Origin of the sequence: Actinomadura gamaensis, from assembly GCF_042652125.1 — a bacterium.
Classification (GTDB): Bacteria; Actinomycetota; Actinomycetes; order Streptosporangiales; family Streptosporangiaceae; genus Spirillospora; species Spirillospora gamaensis.
Genome location: NZ_JBHSIT010000008.1, coordinates 314,388 through 327,346, shown reverse-complemented (window position 1 = coordinate 327,346; position 12,959 = coordinate 314,388). Strand labels below are relative to the sequence as shown.

Here is a 12,959-nt window from a genome sequence, read left to right as displayed (position 1 = left end):
GAACGTGGCTGCGCCGCGCCCGCAGCCACGCCGCGGCCTTTCCCGCCGTCCGCTACGGCGGACACCGTTGTAACCCATCCTGGAAACCGGGAGCGCATCCGTGCCGGTGAAAGATCGCCGCTACGCCAACGAACTCCGCGAGGTCTTCGAGGGACCTGCCCGCAAGAAGGGCTTTGAGGAGGGCTTCGCGAGAGGAATGCGGAGCGCCACCATCGAACACATCCTCATGGTGCTCGGCTCGCGCTCCATCGCCGCGTGCCGGCATGACGTCGCGGAGATCGAGGAGTGCACAGAGCAGGCCACGCTTGACGTCTGGTTCGTCAGGTCCTTGTCCGCGGCCTCGGTCGAGGAGGTCTTTGGCGGCTGAGGTGGGGTGGGTGGGCCGGGTTTGTCGGGTTTGGGCGTGGTTGTTGCAAAGAGTTGTAATTGGGGTGCAAAGGGTTGTTTTTGGGGGTGTGAACGGGGCTGGAGCGGCGAGGCTTCGGACGCCGTGTGGGTTGTCCGAGGCGAGCTGGAGGAGCTATGTCCGCGCTAGGTGCCAGCCCTGTGCCCCTGGATCCGCTGTCGTCGCGGTCGTCGCTGACGATGGGGGTGGAGGAGGAGTTCCTTCTCGTCGACGCGCGCACGTTCGAGGCGGCGGCCGTGGCGCGGCGGGTGCTCGCCGACGCCGACGACGGCAGCGGGACGATGCACATGGAGGCCAGCCGTTACCAGGTGGAATCGGCTAGCCCGATCGCCTCTACTGCCGAGGAACTGCACGGTCAGTTGCTGCGGCTGCGGCGCGGGTTCGCCGAGGCGGCGGCGGCGCGTGGCTGCCGGCTGGTCGCCTGCGCCACGCCCGTGCTCCGACGCACCGGCGAGCCGCTTCTGGACGACATCTCGCGGCGGCACGAGCAGCGGGCGCGTTTCGGCGCGCTCACCGAGACGCTCGTGAACTGCGGCTGCCACGTCCATGTCGGCAGCCTCGACCTGGCCGAGGCCGTCAGCGCCGTCGATCACCTGCGACCCTGGCTGCCGACGCTGGTCGCGATCTCGGCCAACTCGCCGTTCCTGGACGGCACGGACACCGGCCATGCGAGCTGGCGGGCGGTCGCGGGGGCGGAGTGGCCCTGCGCCGGGATCCCGCCGCGGCTGGGCACGCCCGAGCGCTACCGGCGGCTCCTGGACACCCTGATCGCCTCCGGGACGATCATGGACGCCAAGATGGTCTACTGGGACGCCCGTCCGTCGATGACCTGGCCGACCGTCGAGATCCGCGCGTCCGACGTCTGCCCGACTGTCGAGGGAGCCGTGCTGCAGGCCGTCCTGACGCGGGCCCTGGTGCACGCCGCGCTGCGCGCCGGCCGGGAGGGACTGCCCGCTCCCGACGTCAGCGACGAGGTCCTGAAACTGGCGCGCTGGCGCGCCGCCCGGGACGGCCTGGAGGGGCAGGCCGTAGATCCCCGCACCGCCGAGCTCGTCCCCGCCCACGCCCTGGTCGACGACCTGATCATGCATGTGCAGGACGACCTGCGCGCGGCGGGCGACCTGGAGTACGTCGCGTCCGCCGTCGGACGGCTCCGGCGCGACGGCTCCGGCGCGTTCCGCCAGCGGAAGGTCTTCGAGCAGCGGCACCGGTTCACCGACGTGGTGCGCCACCTCGCCGACCTCACCGAGGCCCGGGAGACGTCATGAGCCGCTGGACGATGTCCGCGAACCTGGAGCTGAACCAGGCCGTGGAACGCCTGAACGCCGGTGGCGCGGACATCCTGAACCTGGCGTTCGGCGAATCGCGGCTGCCCGTCCTGGCGTCGCTGGCCGACCTGCTCGCCGCCGCGGCTCACGAGACCGCCTACGGGCCGGTCGCCGGGACGCCGGCGGTCCGCGACGCGGCGGCCGGGTTCTTCGGCCGCCGGGGGCTGCCCACCGACCCCGAGCAGGTGATCGTCACGCCGGGCAGCAAGCCCCTGCTCATGGCCGTCCAGCTCGTCGCCGGCGGGGACGTCCTGCTGCCGCAGCCCTGCTGGAACAGCTACGCGCCGCAGGCGCGGATGGCCGGCAGGACGCCGATCACGGTGCCGATCCCCCGCGAGTGCGGCGGCGTCCCCGACCCGGCCGCCCTGCGCGCGGCCATCCGGACCGCACGGGCGCGGGGCCTTGATCCCCGCCTGCTGATCTGCACCCTGCCCGACACCCCGACCGGCACCGTGGCCCCGCCCGACCTGGTGCGGGCGGTGTGCGAGATCGCCGAGGAGGCGGACCTGACCGTCCTGTCGGACGAGATCTACCGCGACACCCTCCACGACGTCCGCACCCCGCTGCTCAGCCCGGCCGAGGTCCTGCCGCACCGGACGGTGGTCACCACCGGCCTGTCCAAGAGCCTGGCGCTGGGAGGCTGGCGGATCGGCCTCGGCCGGTTCCCCGCCGGGGCGCTCGGGGAGCGGATCCGGGCCGGCGTGCTCGCGGTGGCCAGCGACCTGTGGTCCACGCTGGCCCGCCCGATGCAGGAGGCCGCGGGCTACGCGTTCGGCGACCCGCCCGAGATCCGGCACCGCCTGGCCGCGAGCGCGCGCCTGCACGGCGCGGTCGCCCGGACGCTGCACTCGATCATGGTCGCCGCGGGGGCGCGCTGCCGTCCGCCCACCGGGGCGTTCTACGTCTATCCCGACTTCGAGCCGCTGCGCGCGCCGCTGGCCGGGCTGGGCATCACCGATTCCCCCTCGCTCCAGCAGTACCTCCTGGACGAGTACGACATCTCCGTCCTGGCCGGTCACCAGCTCGGCGACGACGCCGGCGCGCTGCGTTTCAAGGCGGCCACGAGCATGCTCTACGGCCACACGGACGAGGAGCAGCACGCCGCGCTGGCCAGCACCGACCCGGTGTCGTTGCCCCACATCCGCAGGACCATGACGCGGATCGAGACCGCGCTGGCCGATCTCCACGCCCGCTGCCGCGCGGAACCGGTCGGCTGACCACGCCGACGGGGGCCGCGCGATGAGTTCCGCGCGTCGCGCCGGTCTGTCCGGGTGAGGTCCACTCGGAGAGGGAGACGGCATGGGCAAGATCATCGCGATGGAGCACGTGACGCTGGACGGCGTGATCCAGGCTCCGGCGCGTCCGGACGAGGACGCGCGCAACGGCTTCGCGCACGGCGGATGGGCTGCTCAGCGGCAGGACCCGGCCATGCAGCAGACCATGGGCGCGCGCATGTCGGACGCCTGGGCGCTGCTCGCCGGACGGATCACCTACGAAGATCTCTACGGCTACTGGCCGAAGCAGCCGTCCAACCCGATCAGCGACGCGTTCGAGCGCGTCCGGAAGTACGTGGTGTCGACGACGATGGGCGAGCCGCTGCCCTGGGAGGGATCGACGCTCCTCGGCGGCACGGACGACGTCGCGCGGGTCAAGCGGGAGCGGGACGAGAACCTGGTGGTCTTCGGTAGCGGCGTCCTCGTGCGGTCGCTGATCGCGGCCGGGCTGCTGGACGAGATGATCCTGATGATCCATCCGGTCGTGGTCGGCAGGGGCGAGCGGCTCTTCGCCGGCGAAGGGGACGAGCTGACCGGGTTCGATCTCGCCGAGTCCACCGTCACCGGAAACGGCGTCTTCATCGGGACGTACGTGCTCGCGAAAAGCTGAGAGCCCGTCCCCGGTGAGGGAGCGGGCTCTCGGACGGAGCGGTCAGGCGAGGTTGGCGGCGGTCACCGAGACCTCGATCTCCTCGGCCGCGGCCACGCCCATCGCGGCGGCCAGCTTGCGGTAGCGGGCGGCCTCGGCGGGACGGTTGCGGCGCTCCAGCGTGCGGGCCAGCGCCTCGTGCGCCCAGCCGTTGCAGGGGTCGAGGCCGATCAGGCGGCGGAAGGCGTCCTCGGCCCGGCCGAGCTGGGCGCTGTGGAAGTAGGCGCGGGCGAGCAGCTCGGCGACGGCGCCGTTGCCGGGCTCGGCCTCGGCGACCGGGGCCAGCAGGCGCGACGCCGAGATGTAGTCCTTCGCGTCGAAGAACATCTGGGCGCGCTGGAACTCGTCGTAGGTGTTCATCTGCTCCCTCCCCGGTTGTTGTTGAACCGTCAACCAGTTGGGGAGGTCGTTCATTCCACGCGGTTCGCTTACCGCGGTCCCTTCGACGCGGTTCACTCCACGGAGACGTCGTGGAACGAGAGCTGCGGGCCGTCGTGCCCGGCGTTGATCCGGCCGAGGTAGAGGTAGTGGCCCCGGTAGGACGTGTCGGACACCGTCACCCCCCGGGTGCCCGCGCGCTGGACGGTGATCGTCCACGGCGCGACGGTCACGGTCAGGGTCGCGGTGGTGCCGGCGCGGGTGATCGCCGGTGTGCGGACGGACGCCAGTTGCCGGTGGTCCTTGGTGAGGACGAGCCGTCCGTCCTCGCGCAGGGACAGGTCGTAGCCGGGCGTCCGGGCGCCGAACGGGTCGTCCGTGGGGGACGAGAAGTGGACGGCCGCGGCGTCCGAGCGGTGCGCGCCCAGCCGGTCGAAGCGGACGGTCGCGCGCAGCGTGTAGGAGCGGTCCAGGCGGGCCCAGCCCTGCCGGGTGTAGAGGTCGGCGCGGCCGTACGGGATCGTCCACCAGTCGGGGGCGGTGAAGCGTCCGCGCTGGTACTGGGTCATGGCGGCGGCGGTCTGCGTAGCGCCCATGTGCCCGGGCGCGTACGTGCCCGTGGCGAACGGGTCGGACGTCCGGCGGTAGCGGGTGCCGTGCAGGTAGACCGGATCGTCGGTGTCGATGCCGCGCACGCCGAGCCGGTACAGGTCGTCGCGGCGCGTCTGGGACTCGACGTTGAAGCAGGCGACGACCAGACCCGCGCGGACGTACTTCGCGATCAGCGAGTCCGGAAGCTGCGAGTTGATCGAGACGCGCTGGATCCCGGCGCGCCGGATCGTCTTCGGCGACACCGCCTCGCGCTCGGTGCCGATGAGGAACTGCGCGGTGATGCCCGCGCGCCTGGCCGCGACCGCGTCCGACAGCGTGTTCGTCTGCATCTGGACGTGCCCGGTGAGGTGCCGCGCGACGACGTGCCTGATGACGAGGCGCGCGGCGCGCGAGTCCTTCGGATGCGCGAGGAGCTGCTTGCGCTTGGCGTAGCTCGCGAGCACCTCGTCGAGGAGCAGCGGATGCGTGTCGCGCGCGGTGCCGCCGAACCAGGTGTGTGCGTCGATCCGCAGCCTCTTGAACTGCTTGCTCGTGCGCGCGTCCGCCCGTCCGGTCTCGGGCGTGATGCGGTTGACCGACAGGTCGTGCCAGACGCCGCCGACGCCGTCCCTGAGCACCTGGACGTCGAATTCGAGCAGGTCGGCGTCCGGGTCGCGGATGCCCGACTCGAACGCGGCGGCCGTGTTCTCCGGCGCGAGGAACGAGCCGGACGCCCGGTGCGCGATGAAGAACCGCTGCGGCAGCCGGAACCCGCCGTCCGCGCCGGCGGCGGGTGACCAGATCGGGACAAGGGCGGCCGCCGTGACGGCGGCGACGAGGGGGCGGCGCATGGCGACCTCGCAGGTGGGGGGAGCGTCGGCGGGAGCTTACTCACACCGGGTGATCCGGCGGCGACGGTCACGTGAACTCGGGCGTTCTGCCGGAATGCTCGTCTTTGTCCACGTCGGCCCCGACATTCAGTTAGATGTGCAGACTTCTGTTCACCGCACCGACACCTCACGAGGAGTTCGCTTGCTCAGGAAACTCGCCGTCACCGCCGCCGCCGGGCTCGTGGCCACCGGCATGGCCACCGCCCCCGCGAGCGCCGCGCCGTCGCCGACCGCGCCCGTCGCGCCGACCGTGTCCGCCGCGCGCTGCCACTCGCACAAGGTGCACCAGCACTGGGAGTGCATCACGCCGGGCTCCTACTGCCCGAAGGCCGCCCACCTGAAGTACGGCTACGCCTACAAGACCGGCAAGCGCTACCGCTGCGTCCGCTACACGAACGGCCAGTGGCGCTGGAAGCGCGGCTGACCCCGCGCTGACGCCCCACCCACCCGAGACGACCCACCGCCCCGCCCCGCCGGGGCGGTCCTCCTCCGCCTGCGGCGTCCGATGCCGGTTCGGTCTGGGACGCGGGCGGCGCGCGGCGGCCGGGGGACGGTGGATGGCGATCGCGTCCGCCCCACGGACGGGCGGCGCACCGGCATCCCGCCCGGGAGGAGCGTTGCGCACCCACCATCTCGCCGCCGTCGCCGCCGTAGCGGCCCTGGCGGGCGGCGTCTTCGGCTACCTCGCCCACCCCTCGACCGGCTCGGCGACGCCCGTCGCGTCCACCGCTACCACCGGCCGGTTGCACGTGGCGCTCAACATGCCCGCCGCCGACCGGACGCGCGCGGCGGCGCTCGGCTACAACCTGTTCGACGTCGGCCCTGACGAGATCGGGGCGCTGCCGAAGGACGGCCGCGCGCTCGTCTGGGTCGGGAACACCACGTGCGGCGGCTTCGAGATGTCGGCGGACGACTTCGGCGCGACGGTGAGGCGCCTCGCCCGCGATCCGCGCGTCTACGGCTGGTACCTGTCGGACGAGCCGAATCCCGCGCAGTGCCCCGGCATCGTCCGGCAGATCCGCGAGCGCGCCGACCTGATCCACCGGTACGCGCCGGGCCAGAAGGCGTTCGCGTCGCTGACCGACTGGACGATGGCGCCGCTCAAGCCGTCCGCGACGCGGCTCGACCTGATCGGCCTCGACCCGTATCCGTGCAGGTCGGACGCCTCCGGTTGCGACCCGAAGGCGATCGCGGCGATGGTCGGGCAGGCCGGCCGCGCCGGGTTCGCGCGGTCGATGATGGTCCCGGTGATCCAGACGTTCGGGCAGGCGTGCAGTTCGGGTGAGAAGACATGGAGGCTGCCGACGCCCGCGCAGCTCACCACGATCCTGAAGCAGTGGGACGCGTTGCTGCCGAATCCCGCGTTCGACATCAGCTACTCGTGGGGCCACCAGGCGGAATGGGCGTGCCCGACGCTCGCCGACTCCCCCGGCCTCCAGCAGGTCATGAAGGCTCACAACGCGCGTACGCCGTCGCGGTCGCGTCCTGTCGAGCCCTCGTCCGTGCCGTCCTGCCCGGCGACGACCGGACGGGCATGATGGGACATGATCTCTCTTCAGGGGATCGAGCACGCTTCCGAGGGGGCTCCCATGATCGAGAAGTCGGACGTCCGCGCCGCCGCCGCCCGGATCGCCGGGCACGTCCGCCGGACGCCGGTGCTGGAGAGCGACGCGTTCGGCGTCCCGCTGTGGCTGAAGCTGGAGCAGACGCAGCACACCGGGTCGTTCAAGGCGCGCGGCGCGTTCAACCGGCTGCTCGCCGCCGCCGAGGACGGCGCGCTTCCGCCGTCCGGCGTGGTCACGGCGTCGGGCGGGAACGCGGGCCTCGGCGTGGCCTATGCGGCCTCGAAGCTCGACGTGCCCGCGCGGGTGTTCCTGCCGCGCACCGCGCCCGAGGTGAAGGTCGCGAAGCTGCGCGCGCTCGGCGCGGACGTCCGGCCGGTCGGCGAGAAGTACGCCGACGCGCAGGAGGCCGCGCTCAAGGACGCCGCCGACACCGGCGCGCTGCTCTGCCACGCCTACGACCAGCCGGAGGTCTGCGCCGGTCAGGGCACGATCGGGCTGGAGCTGCTGGAGCAGACCGGCGGCGCGTTCGACACCGCGCTGATCGTGGTCGGGGGCGGCGGGCTGATGGCGGGGGTCGCGACCGCGCTGGACGGCGAGGCGAAGGTCGTCGCGGTGGAGCCGGAGCGCTGCCCGACCCTGCACACCGCCCTCGCGCAGGGCGAGCCCTCGACGGTCCCGGTGTCGGGGGTGGCGGCGGACTCGCTGGGCGCGTCCCGGGTCGGCGAGATCGCGTTCGACGTGGCGCGCCGCGCGGGCGTCGGGTCCGTGCTGGTCTCGGACGAGGCGATCGTCGAGGCGCGGCGGGCGCTCTGGGATCGGCACCGGCTGGTGGCCGAGCACGGCACCGCCGCCGCTCTCGCGGCGCTGGTCAGCGGGGCCTACCGGCCCGCGGCGGGTGAGCGGGTCGCGATCGTGGTATGCGGGGCGAACACCGATCCCTCCGATCTGGTGCGTCCGTGACGGCGATCCGGTGCGTCCGTGACGGCGATCTGGTGCGTCCGTGACGGCGGGGTGCGACCATGGCCGACATGAGTGATCTTGAGTTGGCTCCTGAGCGGACGGCGCTCGTCGCGATCGACCTGATGGAGCGGATCGTCGCGCAGCCGGTCGCCCCGCACGCCGGGAAGGACGTCCTCGCCCGGACGGTCCGCCTCGCGGACGCGCTGCGCGAGGCGGGCGGGACGGTCGTCTGGGTGCGCGTCGAGCGCCCCGGCGTGGACGAGCAGCCGCCCGGCAGCGGCCTCTCCCCCGAGATCGACGTCGCCGACGCGGACGTGGTCGTCGTGAAGCGCACCTGGGGCGCGTTCCAGGACACCGGGCTGGAGGACGAGCTGCGCCGGCGCGGCATCGACACGATCCTGCTCACCGGCCTGGTGACCAACTTCGGCGTCGAGTCCACCGGACGCGTCGCCGAGGAGGCCGGGTTCCGGACGGTCTTCGTCGAGGACGCCATGAGCGGCCTGGACGCGCACGCGCACGAGTTCGCCGTCGACTACGTGTTCCGCAGGCTGGGCCCGGTGGTGTCCACGGCGCGGGCGCTGGAGGCCGTTTCTTGCTCGTTTGCGCGATAGCTTTAGAGTAGGGGGTCGGATCGTCCTGGAAGGGGAGGGTGGCCATGGGAGAGCTGTCGCCGTCGCACTGGCTCATCGTGATCATCGTGGCTCTGCTGCTGTTCGGCTCGGCGAAGCTGCCCAAGATGGCACGCTCGCTCGGCCAGTCCGCGCGGATCCTGAAGGCCGAGATGAACGGCCTGCACGACAAGGACGAGGCCGAGGACGCGCCCCCGGCCGCGGCCCCGCAGGTCGCCGCGCCCCAGCCCGTGACACCTCAGCCCGTTGCGTCTCAGCCCGTCGCGACGCAGCCCGCCCCGCAGGCTGCGGCGGCGGAGGCTCCGCGCCTGGTCAGCCAGGACGGCCAGGCCGTCGACCGCCGGCACTGACCGCCGCGCACCGCGCCTGACCTTCCGCCACGCCCCCGGCGCCGCCGTCCCGCGGCACCGCCGTCGCGCGGCACCGGGGGCGTCGTGCTGACCAGCCGCCTCAGACGCCCGTCAGTGGGGGTCGGGGCGGGTCCGGGTGATGATCCAGTCGACCGTGTGCTGGGTGCGGGTGATCCGGCGCCGGACGCGCGGCTTGACCGGCATCGCGGACGGCCCGACCACGACCCGTCCGGGCGGCGGGACCGCCGGACGGCCCGGCACGCCCGCGTTCTCGGCCGCGACCTCGGCCAGCGCGGACAGCAGCCGGGCGGCGCGGGCCAGCTCGCGCAGCGCCTCCGCCTCGTCCTCCACCGACTCGGCGGTCAGGGCCGCCGCGTACAGGGCCTCGGCCTCCGCCATCCGCACGCCGAGCGAGAGCGTGGCCGCGTCCGCCGCCTTCTTCCCCCGTGTCATGAGCTGTGCTGCTCCCTCCGCGTTCCCCCGTCGATCCACCAGTGTCTCGACGATCAAACGTTTGCACAATCGCTTTACCGTCCGGTATCCCCGACACGTTGGATGCGCGGCGGCCCGCCGAGGTTGCCCCGGCGGCCCCGGAAAGTTGCCCCGGCGGCCCCTGCGCGGTTTCCCCGCCGATCTTGACCGACCGGTCCGGGCGATGGGGATACCCTCGTACGGGAGCCGCACGGCTCGGCAGCGGAACCCGCCCGGCGGGCGGGTCCACGGACAGCGGGGAGGCGCACCGGTGAAGGAGCGGACGCGGGACACGGCGCGGCCCCCGGAGACGCTCTCCCCCGAGCTGCTCCAGGAGGCCGCCGGGCGCTTCGGCATGCTCGCCGCCACCATGCGCCTGCACATGGTGTGGGTGCTCGCGCAGGGCGAGCAGGACGTCAGCTCGCTGGCCGAGCGGGTCGGCGGCACGGTGCCCGCCGTCAGCCAGCACCTCGCCAAGCTCAAGCTCGCCGGGCTCGTCCGGTCCCGCCGCGAGGGCCGCCACCAGGTGTACGTGGTGGACGACCCGCACGTCGCCGCGATCGTCGCGCAGATGGTCGCCCACCTCCAGGGCGACCCCGTGGAAGCGGCCCCCGTCCGTGGCCTCGGCGCCTGAGTCCGAGCCGTTCGGCCCGGCGGGCGCGCTCACCGAGGAGCCGGGGTCCGTCCCGGCGCCCCCGGACGGTTCCGGCGCGCTCCCCGACGTCCCGCGCACGCACGCGATGCTCGCCGGGTACGCCGACCGCCCGCCGCTGTCGGTGCTGCGCGGCCTGGAGACCTCCGCGCGCGGCCTGACCGAGACCGACGCCGAGGAGCGGCTGCTCCGCCAGGAGGCCGCCGCGTCCGGCGGCACCCGCCGGGGCGCCTCGCTGCGCCACCTCGCCCGCGTCGCCGCCGACCCGTTCGTGCTGGTCCTGGTGGTGCTGAGCACCGTCACCGCGGTCACCCGCGACCCGCGCGGCGCGGTGCTGATCGGCTCGCTGGCCGTGCTGAGCTGCCTGCTGCGGATGCGGCAGGAGCGGCGCGGCGGGCGGGCCGCCGCCGAGCTGCGCGCCCTCACGACCACGACCGCGACCGTGCTGCGCCGCGCCGACGCCGGATGCCCCGGCGTCGAGCGCGAGGTGCCGGTCGAGCAGGTCGTCCCCGGCGACGTGGTGCGGCTCGCGCCGGGCGACATGGTCCCGGCCGACCTGCGGCTGCTGAGCGCGACCGGGCTGCGCGTGGACCAGGCCGTGCTGACCGGCGAGTCGCTGCCCGCCGCGAAACGGGCCGCCTGGACGGGCCAGGCCCCGCCGCCCGACCCGGACGTGCCGCTGTTCGACCGTCCCGAGCTGTGCCTCATGGGGACGAGCGTCGTCAGCGGCACGGGAACGGCCGTCGCGGTCGCGACCGGCCCGCGCACCCACTTCGCCGCGCTCCAGCGGGACGTGCCGCGCGGCGCGCCGCGGACGGCGTTCGACCGCGGCGTCCGGACGGTGTCCTGGGCGCTGATCGCGATGGTCGCGGCGGCCGTCCCGGTCGCGCTGCTGTTCACCGAGCCGGGCCGCACCCCGTGGTCGCACGCGCTGCTGTTCGCGGTGTCGATCGCGGTCGCGCTGACGCCGGAGATGCTGCCGCTGGTCGTGACGACCACGCTGGCGCGCGGGGCGGCGGCGCTGACCCGCGACGGGGTGATCGTCAAGCGGCTGCCCGCCGTCCACGACCTCGGCGCGATGGACACCCTCTGCGCCGACAAGACCGGCACGCTCACGCTCGACCGGCTGTCCCTGACCTCCTGCCTGGACGGGTCGGGCGAGCCGTCGGACGAGGTGCTGCGCTGGGCCCGGCTGAACGCCTGGTTCGCCGCCGAGCTGGTCCCCGAAGCCGCCGGCGACACGATGGACGACGCGCTTCTCGACCACCTCGACGCCGATGCCGGCGGGGGCGCGGACCTGCCGGCCGGCGGCTTCCACGCCGTGGACGCCGTCCCGTTCGACTCCGACCGCCGCCGCGCGACCGTCGTCCTGCGGCAGGACGGCCGCCTCGGCCGCGACCTGCTGATCACCAAGGGCGCGGTCGAGGACGTGCTGCCGCTGTGCGACCGCGTCCGGACCGCGCCGGCGCCCGTCCCGGCGCTGGGCGCGGCCCACGACGCGGCCACCGGCGGCGAAGCCTTCGCGGACGTCCCGCTCACCCCGGACGAGCGCGACCGCCTCACCGCCCTCACCGACGAGCGCTCGGCGACCGGCGAGCGGCTGCTGGCCGTCGCCGTCGCGGACCGTCCGGCGGCCCGCCGCGACTACGCGCCCGGCGACGAGCGCGGCCTGACGCTCGTCGGCTTCGTCGGATTCCGGGACGAGCCGGACCCGTCCGCCCCGGCCGCGCTGGAGCGGCTCGCCGGGCTCGGCGTCGCGCTGGTCGTGGTGACCGGCGACCATCCGCTCGTCGCCGTCCGCACCTGCCGGGACACCGGCCTCACCCCGGGCCGGGTCGTGCTCGGCGCGGAGCTGGCCGACCTCCCCGACGCCGAGCTGGACGCCCTGATCACCCCGCCGGACGGCACGACGCCCGTGTTCGCCCGCGTCGACCCGCGGCAGAAGGCGCGCGTCGTCGGCGCGCTGCGCCGGGCGGGCCGGACGGTCGGCTTCCTCGGCGACGGGATCAACGACGCGCCCGCGCTGCGCGCCGCCGACGTCGGCATCTCCGTCACCGGCGCGGTGGACCTGGCGCGCGAGTCGTCCGACGTGGTGCTCGCGGGCCGGGACCTGTCGGTGCTGGCGCACGGCATCACCGAGGGCCGCCGCACGTTCGGCAACGGCGTCAAGTACATCCGGATCGCGGTGACCTCGAACCTGGGGAACGTGGCGTCCATGCTGGCGGCGAGCGTCCTGCTGCCGTTCATGCCGCTGCTGCCGCTCCAGGTGCTCGCGCAGAACCTGCTGTTCGACGTCTCGCAGCTCTCGCTCGCCCGGGACCGGGTCGACCCGGCCGACCTGCGCGGCCCGCGCACCTTCGACCCGCGCGACCTGGCCCGGTTCGTCGCGGTGTTCGGGCCGCTCGGCGCGCTGTTCGACCTGGCCGCGTTCGGGCTGTTCTGGTGGGTGCTGGAGGCGCGGACGGGCGCGGGCGGCGAGGCCCTGTTCCACACCGGGTTCCTGGTGGAGAACCTGCTCGCGCAGGCCCTCACCCTGCTCGTGCTGCGCGGCCGGGGCCGGATGCGGGGGTCGCCGCGCGCCAGCCGGACGGTCGTCGCCGCGGCCTGCCTGCTCGCGGTCACCGCGGTGCTGCTGCCGGTGTCCCCGGCGGCGGGACCGCTCGGGCTGGTGCCGCTGCCGCTGGCGGCCGTCCCGACGCTGGCGCTGGTCCTCGCCGGGTACGGCACGACGCTGGTCTTCGTCCGGAACCGCTACCTCAAGGCCGCCTGACCTGCCGCCTGCCCGGCCGCCTGCCCGGCCACCTGTCCGGACGCGC

Annotated in this window: 14 protein-coding genes; 11 read left to right on the top strand and 3 right to left on the bottom strand. The window is 74.1% G+C overall.

The features are described from left to right. The first annotated feature begins 100 nt into the window (after window positions 1–100). The 4 genes from ACFPCY_RS27270 (at window position 101) to ACFPCY_RS27255 (ending at window position 3,618) form a co-directional block, all read left to right on the top strand. Window positions 101–367, top strand: a complete 267-nt coding sequence (locus tag ACFPCY_RS27270) for a hypothetical protein (protein WP_378259685.1) — start codon at window positions 101–103, stop codon at window positions 365–367. A 179-nt stretch (window positions 368–546) separates the two neighbouring features. Continuing rightward, a complete protein-coding gene (locus tag ACFPCY_RS27265) occupies window positions 547–1,674 on the top strand; it encodes a carboxylate-amine ligase (RefSeq protein WP_378259684.1) in 1,128 nt (375 codons plus the stop codon). Beyond that, window positions 1,671–2,951 carry a pyridoxal phosphate-dependent aminotransferase gene (locus tag ACFPCY_RS27260; protein ID WP_378259683.1) on the top strand — a complete coding sequence of 427 codons (1,281 nt, stop codon included), beginning with the start codon at window positions 1,671–1,673 and terminating at the stop codon, window positions 2,949–2,951. The genes ACFPCY_RS27265 and ACFPCY_RS27260 overlap by 4 nt, the downstream gene beginning before the upstream one ends. Before the next feature lie 82 nt (window positions 2,952–3,033). After that, window positions 3,034–3,618, top strand: a complete 585-nt coding sequence (locus ACFPCY_RS27255; protein WP_378259682.1) for a dihydrofolate reductase family protein — start codon at window positions 3,034–3,036, stop codon at window positions 3,616–3,618. 42 nt (window positions 3,619–3,660) lie between these two features. Here the strand turns inward: ACFPCY_RS27255 and ACFPCY_RS27250 are convergent, their stop codons facing one another. After that, the gene (locus tag ACFPCY_RS27250) at window positions 3,661–4,017 is read right to left on the bottom strand and encodes a tetratricopeptide repeat protein (protein WP_378259681.1); all 357 of its coding nucleotides are present in this window, start codon (window positions 4,015–4,017) and stop codon (window positions 3,661–3,663) included. Between the two features lie 92 nt (window positions 4,018–4,109). Beyond that, window positions 4,110–5,477, bottom strand: coding sequence for a glycerophosphodiester phosphodiesterase (locus ACFPCY_RS27245; RefSeq protein WP_378259680.1), 1,368 nt, complete (start codon window positions 5,475–5,477; stop codon window positions 4,110–4,112). Window positions 5,478–5,658: 181 nt separating this feature from the next. Here ACFPCY_RS27245 and ACFPCY_RS27240 point away from each other — a divergent pair, with 181 nt between their 5' ends. The 5 genes from ACFPCY_RS27240 (at window position 5,659) to tatA (ending at window position 9,020) form a co-directional block, all read left to right on the top strand. Beyond that, window positions 5,659–5,940 carry a hypothetical protein gene (locus tag ACFPCY_RS27240; RefSeq protein WP_378259679.1) on the top strand — a complete coding sequence of 94 codons (282 nt, stop codon included), beginning with the start codon at window positions 5,659–5,661 and terminating at the stop codon, window positions 5,938–5,940. A 193-nt stretch (window positions 5,941–6,133) separates the two neighbouring features. Continuing rightward, entirely contained in the window at window positions 6,134–7,054 is a 921-nt protein-coding gene (locus ACFPCY_RS27235; protein ID WP_378259678.1) for a hypothetical protein, read from the top strand. 51 nt (window positions 7,055–7,105) lie between these two features. Further along, window positions 7,106–8,041 carry a threonine/serine dehydratase gene (locus ACFPCY_RS27230; protein WP_378259677.1) on the top strand — a complete coding sequence of 312 codons (936 nt, stop codon included), beginning with the start codon at window positions 7,106–7,108 and terminating at the stop codon, window positions 8,039–8,041. Between the two features lie 68 nt (window positions 8,042–8,109). After that, entirely contained in the window at window positions 8,110–8,652 is a 543-nt protein-coding gene (locus ACFPCY_RS27225; protein WP_378259676.1) for an isochorismatase family protein, read from the top strand. Between the two features lie 44 nt (window positions 8,653–8,696). After that, window positions 8,697–9,020 (top strand): Sec-independent protein translocase subunit TatA, encoded by a 324-nt coding sequence (gene tatA, locus ACFPCY_RS27220; protein WP_378259675.1) that lies wholly within the window; start codon window positions 8,697–8,699, stop codon window positions 9,018–9,020. A gap of 111 nt (window positions 9,021–9,131) precedes the next feature. Here tatA and ACFPCY_RS27215 read toward each other — a convergent pair whose 3' ends face one another. Continuing rightward, window positions 9,132–9,473, bottom strand: coding sequence for a hypothetical protein (locus ACFPCY_RS27215; RefSeq protein ID WP_378259674.1), 342 nt, complete (start codon window positions 9,471–9,473; stop codon window positions 9,132–9,134). Window positions 9,474–9,762: 289 nt separating this feature from the next. On the opposite strand from ACFPCY_RS27215, the gene ACFPCY_RS27210 reads away from it, so the two are divergent. Then, a complete protein-coding gene (locus ACFPCY_RS27210) occupies window positions 9,763–10,125 on the top strand; it encodes an ArsR/SmtB family transcription factor (RefSeq protein WP_253874568.1) in 363 nt (120 codons plus the stop codon). Further along, entirely contained in the window at window positions 10,109–12,913 is a 2,805-nt protein-coding gene (gene mgtA, locus ACFPCY_RS27205; protein ID WP_378259673.1) for a magnesium-translocating P-type ATPase, read from the top strand. Before ACFPCY_RS27210 ends, mgtA begins: the two co-directional genes overlap by 17 nt. Window positions 12,914–12,959 lie beyond the last annotated feature (46 nt).